The sequence below is a fragment of the Rhodococcus sp. MurmanLake-1 genome (assembly GCF_056945715.1).
The window spans coordinates 1,290,581-1,303,833 of the sequence record NZ_JBWZNF010000001.1; the positions used below are offsets into that span (position 1 = coordinate 1,290,581).

The 13,253-nt window shown below is 64.3% G+C and carries 15 protein-coding genes; 3 read left to right on the plus strand and 12 right to left on the minus strand.

Annotated features, from left to right (window positions below; all coding sequences use genetic code 11):
- Nucleotides 1–8: 8 nt before the first annotated feature.
- The 5 genes from tsaB to AC2ETI_RS05975 form a co-directional block, all read right to left on the minus strand.
- Nucleotides 9–707, minus strand: coding sequence for a tRNA (adenosine(37)-N6)-threonylcarbamoyltransferase complex dimerization subunit type 1 TsaB (tsaB, locus tag AC2ETI_RS05955; protein WP_020906926.1), 699 nt, complete (start codon nt 705–707; stop codon nt 9–11).
- Nucleotides 708–814: 107 nt separating this feature from the next.
- A complete protein-coding gene (gene tsaE / locus AC2ETI_RS05960) occupies nt 815–1,306 on the minus strand; it encodes a tRNA (adenosine(37)-N6)-threonylcarbamoyltransferase complex ATPase subunit type 1 TsaE (protein ID WP_080909677.1) in 492 nt (163 codons plus the stop codon).
- Nucleotides 1,296–2,348 carry an alpha/beta fold hydrolase gene (locus AC2ETI_RS05965; protein WP_047888576.1) on the minus strand — a complete coding sequence of 351 codons (1,053 nt, stop codon included), beginning with the start codon at nt 2,346–2,348 and terminating at the stop codon, nt 1,296–1,298. Before AC2ETI_RS05965 ends, tsaE begins: the two co-directional genes overlap by 11 nt.
- Nucleotides 2,345–3,547, minus strand: coding sequence for an alanine racemase (alr, locus tag AC2ETI_RS05970; RefSeq protein WP_483633654.1), 1,203 nt, complete (start codon nt 3,545–3,547; stop codon nt 2,345–2,347). The genes AC2ETI_RS05965 and alr overlap by 4 nt, the downstream gene beginning before the upstream one ends.
- A gap of 55 nt (nt 3,548–3,602) precedes the next feature.
- A complete protein-coding gene (locus AC2ETI_RS05975; RefSeq protein WP_483633655.1) occupies nt 3,603–5,036 on the minus strand; it encodes an NAD(P)H-hydrate dehydratase in 1,434 nt (477 codons plus the stop codon).
- Between the two features lie 38 nt (nt 5,037–5,074).
- Between AC2ETI_RS05975 and AC2ETI_RS05980 the strand changes: the two genes are divergently transcribed.
- Nucleotides 5,075–5,446, plus strand: coding sequence for a cupredoxin domain-containing protein (locus AC2ETI_RS05980; protein WP_019747573.1), 372 nt, complete (start codon nt 5,075–5,077; stop codon nt 5,444–5,446).
- A 54-nt stretch (nt 5,447–5,500) separates the two neighbouring features.
- On the opposite strand, the gene glmS is transcribed toward AC2ETI_RS05980, so the two are convergent.
- A complete protein-coding gene (glmS, locus tag AC2ETI_RS05985) occupies nt 5,501–7,363 on the minus strand; it encodes a glutamine--fructose-6-phosphate transaminase (isomerizing) (RefSeq protein ID WP_003940837.1) in 1,863 nt (620 codons plus the stop codon).
- A gap of 122 nt (nt 7,364–7,485) precedes the next feature.
- Between glmS and AC2ETI_RS05990 the strand changes: the two genes are divergently transcribed.
- Both AC2ETI_RS05990 and AC2ETI_RS05995 read left to right on the plus strand, forming a co-directional pair.
- Nucleotides 7,486–8,325 carry a poly(ethylene terephthalate) hydrolase family protein gene (locus AC2ETI_RS05990; RefSeq protein ID WP_020969056.1) on the plus strand — a complete coding sequence of 280 codons (840 nt, stop codon included), beginning with the start codon at nt 7,486–7,488 and terminating at the stop codon, nt 8,323–8,325.
- A 6-nt stretch (nt 8,326–8,331) separates the two neighbouring features.
- Complete coding sequence (locus AC2ETI_RS05995) at nt 8,332–8,526, plus strand: hypothetical protein (RefSeq protein ID WP_154606640.1); 195 nt, start codon at nt 8,332–8,334, stop codon at nt 8,524–8,526.
- Between the two features lie 46 nt (nt 8,527–8,572).
- On the opposite strand, the gene AC2ETI_RS06000 is transcribed toward AC2ETI_RS05995, so the two are convergent.
- The 6 genes from AC2ETI_RS06000 to AC2ETI_RS06025 all read right to left on the minus strand — a co-directional run bounded on the left by AC2ETI_RS06000 (nt 8,573) and on the right by AC2ETI_RS06025 (nt 13,177).
- Entirely contained in the window at nt 8,573–9,556 is a 984-nt protein-coding gene (locus AC2ETI_RS06000; RefSeq protein WP_483633656.1) for a hypothetical protein, read from the minus strand.
- 176 nt (nt 9,557–9,732) lie between these two features.
- Nucleotides 9,733–10,038, minus strand: a complete 306-nt coding sequence (locus AC2ETI_RS06005; protein ID WP_019747569.1) for a hypothetical protein — start codon at nt 10,036–10,038, stop codon at nt 9,733–9,735.
- A 111-nt stretch (nt 10,039–10,149) separates the two neighbouring features.
- On the minus strand, nt 10,150–11,487 hold the full coding sequence (glmM, locus tag AC2ETI_RS06010) for a phosphoglucosamine mutase (RefSeq protein WP_029254922.1): 1,338 nt from the start codon (nt 11,485–11,487) through the stop codon (nt 10,150–10,152).
- Between the two features lie 154 nt (nt 11,488–11,641).
- Nucleotides 11,642–12,154: a 30S ribosomal protein S9 gene (gene rpsI, locus AC2ETI_RS06015; protein ID WP_019747567.1), complete on the minus strand. Its 513-nt coding sequence runs from the start codon at nt 12,152–12,154 to the stop codon at nt 11,642–11,644.
- Complete coding sequence (gene rplM, locus AC2ETI_RS06020) at nt 12,151–12,594, minus strand: 50S ribosomal protein L13 (RefSeq protein ID WP_019747566.1); 444 nt, start codon at nt 12,592–12,594, stop codon at nt 12,151–12,153. The genes rpsI and rplM overlap by 4 nt, the downstream gene beginning before the upstream one ends.
- A 289-nt stretch (nt 12,595–12,883) precedes the next feature.
- Nucleotides 12,884–13,177, minus strand: a complete 294-nt coding sequence (locus AC2ETI_RS06025; protein ID WP_003940975.1) for a WXG100 family type VII secretion target — start codon at nt 13,175–13,177, stop codon at nt 12,884–12,886.
- Nucleotides 13,178–13,253: the final 76 nt, after the last annotated feature.

Genomic DNA, 13,253 nt, shown 5'->3' on the forward strand with positions numbered 1-13,253 from the left:
GCTCGGTCTCACTTGCCACGTTCTGCGAGGGTCTTCGCATCCGGGCGTCGGAGGTACAGCGGCTCGAGCGGGGCCGGAACCGATCCGGCCAGAATCTCGCGAGCAGCGACTGTGACCAAGCCGGCCGGTGAGGGTGTCTCCGCCGGGTCGACGGGCAGATCGAAGAAGTCCACGTGCGAAGCAGATCCGGCAATCAGCGTCGAAGGCGAAGGATCGACGTCGCCGGCGGAATTCACAGCCGGCCCTTCAACGCGCACTCCGCCGTCGTAGCGCGCCCAGTAGATCTCGCGACGCCTCGCGTCAGTCACGACGAGCAGGCTCTGTGTGGTCGGTACCGCAGCCGCGATGGCGTCGAGGCTGCACACGCCGTACACGGGAACACCGAGTGCATCACCGAAGGCAGCGCCTGTCGCCATGCCGACACGCAGTCCGGTGTACGGCCCCGGCCCGACACCCACGACGACGGCGTTCAACTCTGCCGGCGTGAGCCCGGCCTCGGCGAGGCATTCGAGGACGTGAGGGGTCAAGACCTCGGCGTGCGCACGAGGATTGACCGTGACACGCACGGCAAGCGTCTCCACTGTGCCCGGTGACTCGGTGCCAGGCGACTCGGTGCCCGGTGACTCTGCGTCCGGTGACGGAGCAGACAGGGAGACGACACCGGCAGTGACTGCCGGAGTGGAGGTGTCAATTGCGAGAACAAGCACGATTTCTCAGGGTACCCGCACGTGAAGAACTACTTCCGGCCCGGGAGGGTCACGACGTCCATAACACCAAACGCCGTTTCACGACGTCTGCGACACAAAACGCCGTTTCACGACGTCCAGGACCAACTCGCAGTCCGCACATCCGATTCAGGTTCCCGATGAAGCTGCACTCGCAAGTGTCGTTCGACGAGCCTTTCCACGACGTCACCACCCCATTCGACCACCACCACTGCATCGGTGAGGTCGGTGTCGAGGTCGAGGGCATCGAGTTCGTCGAGCGCATGCGGTCCGCTGTCTCCCAGCCGGTATGCGTCGACGTGGATCATGCCGACGGGAACTCCGCCGCCGGGGCGGGTGCCCGGACGATGCTCACGAGCGATGACAAACGTCGGGGACGTCACCCGGCCCTGCACTCCGAGCCCGGCGCCGATTCCGCGCGTCAACGCGGTCTTGCCCGCCCCGAGTGGCCCGTCCAGCACCACCAGGTCGCCGGCAACAAGTCCCGCCGCCAACCGTCGGCCGAAAGCCTCGGTATCCTCGGCCGTTTCCAACCTGATCTGTCCGGATTCGGGAAGTCCCGTGGCGTTCTCAGCCGACATCGGACCGCTCTTCTACCTGTGCACGCTGCACCAGCTTGTCGATTGCGTCCGTCACGATCGCCGGGAACTCGAGCTGCACCAGATGGCCGGCCCCGTGAACTCTCACGAGTTCAGACTCGGGGAGATCGGCAGCGAGACGCTTGGAGCTGATGAACGGAATCATCATGTCTTGATCGCCGCAGATCACGACTGCCGGTGTGTGCGCGAGCACCTCGAGGGACGCGGACTCGTCGTGCAGTTCCAACGTCCGCAAGAAATTGACGATGGTCACGACCGAGGTCCGGTCGAGCATGCCGTCCGACAGCTCATGCAGTCGTGGGCTGACATCGGTGCCGTACGACGCTGCACGCAGGATCGGCGTGATCAGTACTCGCGCAGCGCCCCGGGCGTGCTGAACCACTCCTGGCGAGGTGCGCACTGCCAACCGGAACCCGTCGATGATCGGATTCTGCAGATTGCGGGTCAGACCGGTCTCGGCCAGCCCTGCCGCCGTCGTCGCGACCAGCCCGACGCCGATGACTCGGCCATCGAACCATTCGGGTCGCTGACCGGCAAGCGCGAGCACCGTCATGCCGCCCATCGAGTGGCCGACGAGAACTATCGGTCCCTTGGGCACTTTGGCCTCGACGACAGTCGCGAGGTCGCGGCCCAGCTGCGAGACCGTGCAACTCTTCGAACGCGGCATACCTGAATCTCCGTGTCCGCGCTGGTCGTAGAACACCATGCGAACCTTGTTGCCCCATCGCTCTTCGAGTTGGCGGCGCTGGAAATGCCAGGACAGCGCACTCAGGCAGTACCCGTGCACGAAAACGACTGTCAGCGGAGCGTCATCCGGTCCCACTTCGCGAACTGCCAGCTCGACGCCGTCCTCGGTGCGCACCGTGCTCTTGCGGTCGCGCGTCATGAGGTCGAAGTCCTCGTCCGCGTAGATTTCCCGGCCCGGACGCGTCGCGGTCTTGAATGCATTCACGCCGGCCATCGAGCCGAGCGCCACAGCACTGAGCAGGCCACCGAGAATGCTCATCTTTCCTGCAGTCTTCATGACGTCTCTCCCCCGATGTACGTACGCACAGTGCGTCCACGTATTCCGGTCACGACCTCGTAGTGAATGGTGTCGAGTACGTCGGCCCAGGCCTGCGCGTTGGGTTCGCCGTGATCGCCGTTGCCGAAGAAGATCGCGGTGTCGCCTTCGCGAACTCCGTCGCCGTCCGGCCCCAGGTCCACCAACACCTGGTCCATGCAGATCCGCCCGACGGCCTGGCGACGCTTGCCGCCCAACTGCACTTCGAACTTGCCGCTCAGTAAGCGAGTCAGACCGTCGGCGTAGCCGACGGGAAGCAGCGCAAGAGTGGTGTCGTGCGGTGCGACCCACTGATGCCCGTAGGAGACGCCCTCTCCGGCGGCCACCTTCTTCAACAGAATCACCTTCGCTCGCAGCGTCATCGCCGGTCGTAAACCGAAATCTCCGAGTTCGGGCACCGGAGACAATCCATATATCGCGATTCCGGGTCGAACCATGTCAAATTGCAGGTCAGGACGGGTGACTGTAGCGGCGGAGTTGGAAAGATGAACAACTTCGGGTTCGAATCCGCGAGCGCGGACGTCGGCAACCGCTTCGATCAAACGCTGCTTCTGCATGTCGATGACGTCATGATGCGGTTCGTCCGAGTGTGCAAGATGGGAGAACACTCCGCGCAGCCTGATCGTGCCCTCGTCCCGGGCAGTGGCGAGGTCGTCGAGCATCTGCGGCCACTCGGTTCTCGAGACGCCGTTGCGATTGAGACCGGTGTCCACCTTGAGCGTCACGGTCGCCTGTTGTCCCAGAACCCGTGCCGCGTCGACGACAGCAGCCAGGTGCCGCGGCGAGGACACGCCGATCTCGACGTCGGACCGGATCGCCGAGGAGAAATCGGCGTCGAGGCCGTGCAGCCAGGCCAGGACGGGAGCGGTGATGCCTGCCTCGCGAAGGACCAGTGCCTCCGCGATGGTGGTGACGCCGAGTTCCCGGGCTCCGGCCGACAGTGCCGTCCGCGCAACCGCAACTGCGCCGTGGTTGTATCCGTCCGCCTTGATGACCGCCATCAACGCTGCATCACCGGCAAATTCACGCAGGACACGCACGTTGTGCGCGATCGCGTCCAGATCGACGACTGCCTCCGTCTGCGGCCCTACTGCGTCGTCGAGTCGGCTCGCCTTCCCCTCCGCAGGCTCCTTCGGTGCTCTTCCCTGGGCAAGCGTCATGGCGACAATCCTGCCACCCGCGCAGAATCGGACACGTGTTCGGGTTTGAACACCCTCAATCAAGGGCAAAAGAGCGAAGCACACGCACCGACTCGCGCAGACCTCCCAGCAGCGGCGAAGCCGAAATCGGTGCTCCGGCGACATCGCTCTGACCGCCGGCAGCGGCGATGTTCGCAGCCAACGCGTGAGCCCGCGCCCCGACGGCCCCGGCTTCGAGAGGGCTCAGACCCGCCGCCAGCAACGCGCCGATCACACCGGAGAGGATGTCACCCGAGCCTGCGGTCGACGCCCAGGAGCCGCCGGCGTCGTTGACCAGGACCTCACCGCCGGGATCCGAGATCACCGTCGTATGGCCTTTCAGCAGAATCGTGACTCCGAGGCGTTCGGCGAGAGCACGCGTGGCCGCGATTCTGTCGTCGCTGAGTGGTGTGAATCGTGCGAACTCGCCGGCGTGGGGCGTCAGAAGAGTCGGCGCGGTCCGGGCTGCGACAAGTTCGGGACGTTGAGCGAGGAGGGTAAGTCCGTCCGCATCGACGACAACGGGTACATCGGTAGCCAGTACCGACGCCAGAAGCCGCGCGGCGTCGTCGTCGGTACCCATACCGGGTCCGACCACCCAGGCCTGAACCCGCCCGGCGGCTTGGAACGTCTCACTCGCAATCACCTCCGGGAACCGGGCGAGCACCTCGGCGGCGCCGTGCCCGGCGTAGCGAACCAGTCCGGAGGTCGCGGTCACCGCGGCGCCGGTGCAGAGCACTCCCGCGCCGGGATACTGCTCACTTCCCGCAACGATGCCCACCACACCCTGCGAGTACTTGTCGTCCTCCGCGCCTGGCACCGGCCACAGCGCACCGACCTCGGCCGGATCGAGCGAACCGAACGCCGGTTCGCCGACGCTCAGTCCGATATCCACGAGTTCGACACGACCGCACAGCGGAGCCGCGAGTACGTGTACCGGCTTGAGCGCACCGAATGTGACCGTCACATCAGCGGAAACCGACGGGCCGTCCACTGCGCCGGTGTTCGCGTCGACGCCGCTCGGAAGATCGACCGCCACGATCGGTGCTTCCACCTGGCCGACGAGCTCGGCTGCGTCAGGCCTCAGACCGCCGTGCCCGGAAATCCCGACGATGCCGTCGATCACCAGATCCGGCGACCCGACTTCGGCAGCGACTCGGCCACCGGCCTTCAGGAGAGCGTCGAGGCCCGACCGATGAGCGCGCGCCGGATCGAGCAACACGGCCCGAACACTCACACCTCGTTTGCGGAGCAACGCACCCGCCCACAGGGCATCACCGCCGTTGTCGCCGGTACCGACCAGAAGCGTCACCGACCGATGCGCGACCGATCCTGTACGGGAACGTAATTCGTCCGCGACGACTCGCGCGAGACCGTACGCCGCTCGACGCATCAGCACTCCGTCGGGCAGCTTGTCGAGCAGCGGCGCCTCCGCTGCTCGCACCTGATCGGCTGTGTAGTACCCACGCATGTCGGAACCCTTCAGTTGCCGTCGCTACCCTCGAAACCATGAAATCACGTCTTCGCCCGGCAATCGCGGGACTCGTCCTCGCTCTCGGCCTGGTCGGGTGCAGTTCCGGCACCGACTCCACACCATCTGCGGCCGAAACGACGGCGAGCGGACCCGTGGTGACCATCTCCGGGATGGCGTACTCCCCCGCTTCCATCACCGTGAACGTCGGCGACACCGTCACGTGGGTATTCGACGACAACGGAATGGCCCACGACGTCAACGGCCTCGGAGACGCCAAGGGCAAACTCCGCAGCCCACTCAAGAAATCGGGAACTTACACCTACACGTTCACCGAACCCGGAACCTACGACTACACCTGTACACCGCATCCCGAGATGCGCGGAACCGTCGTCGTCGAGACGCCGTAACGCACTCGGGCCCCACAGTCTTTCGACTGCGGGGCCCGAATTTCACTACGAAAACTACTCGACCGTAACCGATTTCGCCAGGTTACGCGGCTTGTCGACGTCGTATCCGCGCGCCGCGGCAACCTCGGCCGCAAAGATCTGCAACGGAACCGTGGACAGCAACGGCTGCAGCAGAGTCGGTGACGCGGGAATCTCGATCAGGTGATCCGCGTGCGCCGCGGCGACGGTATCGCCTTCCTCCGCGATGACGATAGTCGTTGCCCCGCGCGCCTTGATCTCCTGAATGTTGGACACCAACTTCGAGTGCAGGACAGCGCGACCCTGCGGCGACGGCATGACGATGATGACCGGAAGGTCCTCCTCGATCAGCGCGATCGGGCCGTGCTTGAGCTCACCGGCGGCAAAGCCCTCGGCGTGCATGTATGCAAGCTCCTTGAGCTTGAGCGCACCCTCGAGCGCCACCGGGTAGCCGACGTGACGCCCCAGGAACAGCACGGTCGACGCGTGCGCGAACTGGCGTGCCAACGCGCGCACCGGTTCTGCCGTCTCGAGCACCTTGCTGACCAACGCGGGCATAGCTTCGAGGTCGGCGTACTCGCGCGCAACCTCGTCCGGATACTTGGTGCCGCGAGCCTGCGCCAAAGCCAAACCGACGAGGTAGTTCGCGGTCACCTGCGCCAGGAAGGCCTTGGTCGACGCAACCGCGATTTCCGGTCCTGCCCGCGTGTAGAGAACGGCGTCGGCTTCGCGCGGGATCTGTGCACCGTTGGTGTTGCAGATCGCCAGGACGCGTGCCTTCTGATCCTTGGCGTGCTTGACAGCTTCGAGTGTGTCCGCCGTCTCCCCCGACTGCGAGATCGCGACAACAAGCGTCGAGCGATCCAGAACCGGGTCGCGGTAACGGAATTCGCTGGCGAGTTCGACCTCGACAGGTAGACGCGTCCAATGCTCGATCGCGTACTTCGCCAACAGTCCGGAGTGGTAGGCACTACCGCAGGCGACGACAAACACCTTGTCGACGTCGCGCAGTTCCTGATCGGACAACCGCTGCTCGTCGAGGACGATCTTCCCGTTCTCGAAGTGGCCGAGGAGCGTGTCGGCGACAGCGGTCGGCTGCTCTTCGATCTCCTTGAGCATGAAGTAGTCGTGACCACCCTTTTCGGCGGCCGCGAGATCCCAGTCGATGCGGAACGGGCGCCCCTCTGCCTCGTTGCCCGCGAAGTCGGAGATCCGATAGCTGTCCGCAGTGATCACCACTGCCTGATCCTGTCCGAGTTCAACCGCATCGCGTGTGTGCTCGATGAACGCAGCGACGTCGGAGCCGAGGAACATCTCGCCCTCACCGACACCGACGACGAGCGGCGTCGAGCGTCGGGCGGCGACAATCGTGTCCGCGTGGTCGGCGTGCGTGAAGACGAGCGTGAACGCACCTTCCAACCGACGAACCACCGACAGCGCACTCTCGATGAAATCACCTGCCGTCGGCCCCTGGGCGTACGCCCGGGCTACCAGGTGAACTGCCACCTCGGAATCCGTGTCGCTCTGAAGCTCGACGCCTGCAGCCTCGAGCTCCGCACGCAGCGGGGCGAAATTCTCGATGATTCCGTTGTGAACGACAGCCAGCTTGCCCGACGCATCACGATGCGGATGCGCATTACGGTCGGTCGGACGCCCATGCGTCGCCCACCGGGTATGACCCATACCCGACGTACCGACAAAGTGATCCGCGCCGTACTCGCCGAGCTCCGCCTCGAGGTTGGCCAACTTACCGGCCTTACGCTCGATCTCGACCCCACCGGTTCCGTCGAGAATCGCGATTCCCGACGAGTCGTACCCGCGATACTCCATTCGCCGTAAAGCCTCCACCACAACGCCCAGAGCTGGGCGGTGGCCGACGTATCCCACGATTCCGCACATGGTGACTCAGGGTACTTGGACATCGGCGGTGGGCGCATTTTGCGGTTCCACAGACATCCCCCAGCCGGTTGCAGCGTCGGCTCCGCATACACGAGACGGCTCATCGGATAACGTCTTCAACCGTGGCACCGAAACTGAAGACACTGACCCGTGAGCTGTCCAAGCGCGGCCCGCACCGAGTTCTCCGCGGCAACCTCGCCCTGGCCGGACAGCCGGGTGTCGTGTACACGCCGGAAACCGGTTTCAATCTCCCCGCCGTTGCCTTCGCGCACGGGTGGATGGTCGGGTCCCACAAGTACGAGCAGACACTCCAGCACCTCGCTTCCTGGGGAATTGTCGCAGCGGCGCCCGACAGCGAACGCGGTCCGGTCCCGTCCCATCTCGGCTTGGCTGCAGATCTTCGAGCGACGCTCGACATCTGCGTCGGCGTACGACTCGGCCCTGGCCAGATCAGCGTCCACCCCGATCGAGTCGCCTTTGCCGGTCACGGCATGGGCGCTGGCGCGGCGGTACTGGCCGCAGCGCAGCGCGGGGATGTCGGTGCGGTAGCCGCGCTGTTCCCGGCCCCGACAGCACCCAAGGCGGAGAACTACGCGTCGAAGATCACAGCGCCCGGATTGATCCTTGCCGGCCAAGACGACGTCGATTCCTTGACCAGCAATGCGCGCCCGCTGAGCGTGGAGTGGGGCGGTCCCGTCGTCGCACGCACCGTGAACGACGGCCAAGACGCCGGACTGATCGAAGGCCGCCGACTCCTCGGAGCCCTGGGCCTCGGTGGATCCGAGCGCAAGACACAGTCCGCCACACGGTGCCTGCTCACGGGCTTCCTGTTGTTCCATCTGACCGGCGACAAGAAGTACCAGGACTTTGCTGATCCTGATGTCGAGATTCCACACACGGCGCCGTTGCTCCCGGTTGAACCTCACTCCGACGCGCGGGCCAGCCAGCTGTTGCGTAAGTAGGAGTCCGTGCCCGCCCCCGACTCCGGCGGCGAGCACGGCTTCGTCGGCGTCGTCGTCGGCTCTGACGCGGATCGCAGATACGGGCCGGATCTGACCGACCCTTCCGTGTCGTTATCGGCAGACGTCGTTTCGGACGGCGGCTCCTGGCGCGATTCCTCGCTCGCCACTGCCGCTCTGCGCTCACGGAAGTCGTCGAGTTGAGAATCGAGAGTTCGACGGATCTCTTCGAAGGGCGCGTGAACGGACTTCACAGCGGACCAGCTCCGGCCAGCTCAGCGCCCGTCTCTCCGTCGGGGCCGGCGATCGACTCGTCCGGGACTGTGACAGGCGGCTCCGGGTCCGGCGCGGGCGAGACTTCGGCGGTGGTTTCAACCGGTATCTCGGGCTGGGGAATATCGGGCTGGGGAATTTCGGGTTGGGGAATTTCGGGTTGAAGTGTCGCGGGCTGGGACGCTTCTTGCGGGTATGTCTCCTGCATGACCGCGTCCTGACCGGCATCAAAAACTATTCTCGGCCAACCGTTTTCGTCCAACTCCACGGCGACCGACACAGAGTTCCCGTCAGCACCGGCGACATCGAGACTCACCCCACGACCGTCGGGCGCAATCGAGAAGCCCCATGTGTTGCCGCCGATCGAGAAAGAGATCGGCGCAGCCGCGGCACCGGATTCGATCGTCTCGGCGACCGGCAAGGTCGACGGGAAGGCGTCTGTCACCCACTGAGTCGCGGCATCAAAAGCATCGCCTACCGCGCTCGCACACTGCGCGCACGCCCTGTCGAATTCGTCGCGGGCATCCAGATACGCCGAGCGAAAAACGGTGTCCAGCCATGGCGCCGCGCCACGACCGCTGGAAGCGACGTGAGCCAGCTGATCGATCTCCCCCGCACCCAGACCGCCGATGGTCGCCCGGTCGAGGCTGGCCACCTTGAAAGCTTTGTCTGCCAAAGCCGTTCGAACAGTCCGCGCAAGTTCGTCGGCTAGCGTGATCAACAGTGGCGCCGAATCCGCATCGGACCGAGCTTCGCGCCGCGCGGCGAAGACCTGATCGACGACCGCATCCACGCCGGAAACATTCCACACTGCGGGAAGATTCTCGGCCAGGACCGTCAGCATCGCGATCTCCGCGACCGAACCGTCCACCGCCGCAGCCATGTCCGACATGTCTCGCGTCAGTGCCGCGATATCGATGCCCGCCTCTGCGCGATATGCATCCTCATAGGAGGTAAGCATCCGTTCTTCGAAACCCAACCGAGTGGCCAGGTCGTGAAATCGGCCGAAGAACTGCAGTCCGCTAGCGCCCGCTTCCAGAATTTCGTCGGGATGAGCATGTGAATCACGCAGTGCAAGAATATCTTCGAAAGAACACGGGCCGTTCGGTACTGCCTGGGCTGTAAGGCTGTTCGGTATCACGAGGCCGACCCGCCGGAGTCCCGCACCCGCCGCGCACCCTCGCGATCCGCCTCAGTGATTGCCTCAGCCGAAGAGGAAAGCCGGCGCGCCAACGTATCGAGAAGATCCGCACGGCCAGTCAAGCGAGAATTCAGGACCGCCAATGCCGACGCCAACGCGGCTCCGTGCTCGGCGTAGTCACGGCCCGAAGCGGCACCGCCCCATCGCAAACGCTTGATCGGCTCGGCAGAATCGCGCAGACCCTGGGCCACCGACACCGCATGACGTGCCAATTCATCTGTTCCAGCGCGGTCGACATCCACGAGCGCCCCCAAGTTTCAACGGAACCACTCGCACGTCGAGCGGCCTTTGACTCCTTGGACGCAGCGGGGCGCAATTGCGTTCCCTCTAAACGCGAACGCGTAATGAGGGGGCTACACCGAACCGACGATCTCGGCCAACTCGTCAGCCAGCTTCTGCGCGAGCGGAAGTTCAGTGGCCTCGACCATGACGCGGACCAGTTGCTCTGTCCCGGACGGGCGCAGGAGCACTCGACCACCGTCACCGAGAACGCGCTCGGCGTCCGCGACTGCTGCAAGTACCGACGGCGACGCTGCGACTGCCGCCTTGTCCCCGACCTTCACGTTGATCAGCACTTGCGGGAGGGTGGTCATCGTTGCAGCCAGTACGGATGCCGACTTACGCGTACGAGCCATGCGTCCGAGCAGCCTGAGACCGGTGAGAATTCCGTCGCCCGTGGTGCCGAACGCCGGCAACACAACATGGCCTGACTGCTCGCCACCGAGGCTGTACCCGCCCGCGCGCAATTCCTCCAAGACGTAGCGGTCGCCTACCGCAGCAGTCACGATGTTGATGCCTGCCTCGCGCATCGCGATGTGCAAACCGAGATTGCTCATGACAGTCGCGACGAGAGTGTTCTCGACCAACTCCCCGGCCTCGTTCATCGCGATCGCCAGAACAGCCATGATCGCGTCACCGTCGACCACCGCGCCGGTCTCGTCGACGGCCAAGCAACGGTCGGCGTCGCCGTCGTGCGCGAGGCCTAGGTCCGCCCCGTGATCGACTACGGCTTTCTGAAGATTCTCCAGGTGCGTCGATCCGCAGCCGTCGTTGATGTTGAGGCCGTCGGGATCTGCGCTGATCGCGATGACGCGAGCGCCCGCTGCTGCGTAGGCAACCGGTGCGAGCGCGGAAGCAGCGCCGTTGGCGCAGTCGACGACAACGGTAAGTCCAGCGAGTGGCTCGCTCGCCGCGCTCGCCAGATGCGCAAGGTACAGCTGAGCGGCGTCGTCGACCGCACGGACTCGGCCGATGCCGGCACCTGTCGGAAGGACCGGCGGCGCAGTGCCGTCGAGTGCAGCCTCGATCGCCACCTCGACAGCGTCATCCAACTTGTGCCCACCGGCCGCGAAAATCTTGATTCCGTTGTCCGGCATGGGATTATGCGATGCAGAAATCATGACACCGAGACTGGCGTCGAGCTTTGCCGTCAAGTATGCAACTGCCGGAGTCGGAAGGATACCCACGTCGAGCACGTCGACGCCTGCGGAACTCAACCCGGCCGTCACCGCGGCTTGAAGCATCTCACCGCTGGCGCGAGGATCGCGGCCGATCACGGCGGTCGGACGGGCATCCGAAGTGCCGGCTGTCAGTACGCTCGCCGCGGCAGCCGCCAATCTCAATGCAAGATCTGCAGTCAGATCCGAATTGGCAAGTCCACGAACACCGTCAGTACCGAACAACCGACCCATAGAATGACTCCTGAATCCTGTGAACCTCGAGAATGAAACTCGAGAATGGAATTTCTCCGAGAAACACAAGAGCGAGCGTCCGGTAACGATGGACGCCCGCTCTTGTGGTGAACAGGTGCCGAAGCAGACCCGTCGGGTCAACCTCGGCAAAGCATCAGCGCTTGGAGTACTGCGATGCCTTACGGGCCTTCTTCAGGCCGTACTTCTTACGCTCGACCGCGCGGGCGTCACGCGTCAGGAAGCCTGCACGCTTGAGGGCCGGACGATCATCAGGGGTTACCTCGATGAGTGCGCGCGCGATAGCCAGACGCAGTGCGCCTGCCTGACCGGACGGGCCGCCACCGTGCAGCAGTGCAATGATGTCGAAAGACTCGGGACGCTCGACGAGCACCAGCGGAGCCTTGATCAGCTGCTGGTGAACCTTGTTGGGGAAGTAATCCTCCAACGTACGGCCGTTGAGCTTGAACTGACCGGTACCGGGAGTCATCCGGACGCGAACGACAGCCTCCTTGCGGCGACCGACGGTCTGGACCGGGCGATCGAGGACGATCGGTGCGAGCGTAGCTGCAGCAACCTCTTCGACGACCTCGACTGCGTCAGCGGCGACAAGCTCTTCCACTGCTTCGATGTTCTCTTCGGACACGTTCTGCTCTTCCGGCGATGTCACTGTGCGACCTGCTTGATCTCGAACGGCACCGGCTGCTGCGCGGTGTGGGGGTGATTCGGGCCCGCGTAGACCTTGAGCTTGCTGCTCATTGCGCGGCCGAGCTTCGTCTTGGGGAGCATGCCGACAATGGCCTTCTCGACGAGACGATCGGGAGTCCTGTCGAGGACCTCACCGACAGTGCGGGACTTCAGGCCACCCGGGAATCCGGAGTGGTGGTAAACGTTCTTGCCCTGCAGCTTGTTGCCGCTGATGGCAACCTTCTCAGCGTTGATGATGACAACGAAGTCACCACCGTCGATGTGCGGCGCGTAGGTGGGCTTGTGCTTGCCACGCAGCAAGTTCGCTGCCTGAACGGCAAGACGGCCGAGCACCACGTCAGTGGCGTCGATGACGTGCCACGAGTGGGTCACATCTCCGGCCTTCGGGGTGTACGTAGACACAGATCTTCCTCGTCTTAATTCATTCCACTGCTGACCATGTGCGTATCGCGTAAACGATCCTCGGCGGCCAGTTGAGACCCGAGAACCGCCGGTCTCCACGCATTTCTGCCGGAGCCCTACGGCACGCCACCGATAGACGATACCGGTCTACCCGCTGCCAGGTCAAAGCGCAGCCATCTCCGCCGACAATGCCCTCGTCCGGAACCAGCAGGTAAGCGATCGACATGCGACTGCCCCGGCAACCTGACGGTACCGGGGCAGTCGGGGTGTCGTCACGACATGAATGTTGTCAGCGACCGAACCCGTTTGCGGCGATCCGGTCAGCTTCCTGCATCTTCTCCGAGCCGCTCGCCGTCGCTCCGGCGATCTGCGCGAGAACCATGTTCAGTTCTTCGGACGCCTGGGCCCAGCGGCGCTGTGCGTCGTTCCAGGCTTCGGAACCTGCCCCTTCCCAGCCTGCTTGCAGCTTGTCGACGACAACCTTGATGTCGCCCTGCTTGTCGTTGATCGCTTTTGCCTGCTGTTTCATCTGATCGGACAGCATTGCGAGGCCGCCGAAGTCGTACTTGATCCTGTCGGACATAACTGCTCCCGGTTCGGTGTGACTGGAGAGAACTTTGTGAGAACTACTGGCTGAGGACTGCTTGATCGAACGGCGA

What these genes read in the sequence shown, in the direction of transcription:
- tsaE (WP_080909677.1), bottom strand. Translation starts at nt 1,306, where the DNA reads ATGTCGGCTGAGAACGCCACGGGACTTCCCGAATCCGGACAGATCAGG.
- AC2ETI_RS05965 (WP_047888576.1), bottom strand. Translation starts at nt 2,348, where the DNA reads ATGAAGACTGCAGGAAAGATGAGCATTCTCGGTGGCCTGCTCAGTGCT.
- alr (WP_483633654.1), bottom strand. Translation starts at nt 3,547, where the DNA reads ATGACGCTTGCCCAGGGAAGAGCACCGAAGGAGCCTGCGGAGGGGAAG.
- AC2ETI_RS05975 (WP_483633655.1), bottom strand. Translation starts at nt 5,036, where the DNA reads ATGCGTGGGTACTACACAGCCGATCAGGTGCGAGCAGCGGAGGCGCCG.
- AC2ETI_RS05980 (WP_019747573.1), top strand. Translation starts at nt 5,075, where the DNA reads ATGAAATCACGTCTTCGCCCGGCAATCGCGGGACTCGTCCTCGCTCTC.
- glmS (WP_003940837.1), bottom strand. Translation starts at nt 7,363, where the DNA reads ATGTGCGGAATCGTGGGATACGTCGGCCACCGCCCAGCTCTGGGCGTT.
- AC2ETI_RS06000 (WP_483633656.1), bottom strand. Translation starts at nt 9,556, where the DNA reads ATGCTTACCTCCTATGAGGATGCATATCGCGCAGAGGCGGGCATCGAT.
- glmM (WP_029254922.1), bottom strand. Translation starts at nt 11,487, where the DNA reads ATGGGTCGGTTGTTCGGTACTGACGGTGTTCGTGGACTTGCCAATTCG.
- AC2ETI_RS06025 (WP_003940975.1), bottom strand. Translation starts at nt 13,177, where the DNA reads ATGTCCGACAGGATCAAGTACGACTTCGGCGGCCTCGCAATGCTGTCC.